Below are 220 nucleotides of genomic sequence, written 5' to 3'. Positions count from 1 at the left end.
AGCAATTACAACGATTATGGCAAACCTGCATGGCGGGACGGCAAAAGCATACGACCAGATCGATGCTGCACCGGAAGAAAGAGAGCGTGGTATTACCATTTCTACAGCACACGTAGAATATGAATCTGCAAACAGACACTATGCCCACGTTGATTGCCCAGGCCACGCGGATTATGTGAAGAACATGATCACGGGTGCGGCTCAGATGGATGGCGCCATT

Annotated in this window: 1 protein-coding gene; it reads left to right on the top strand. The window is 50.0% G+C overall.

The window, feature by feature from the left end; genetic code table 11:
• On the top strand, positions 1-220 hold a 220-nt coding region (locus Lery_RS09925; RefSeq protein WP_237759206.1), incomplete at both ends, for a GTP-binding protein.

This window comes from Legionella erythra (assembly GCF_001467615.1).
GTDB lineage: Bacteria > Pseudomonadota > Gammaproteobacteria > Legionellales > Legionellaceae > Legionella_C > Legionella_C erythra.
This window is presented reverse-complemented; position numbering and strand designations above follow the sequence as displayed.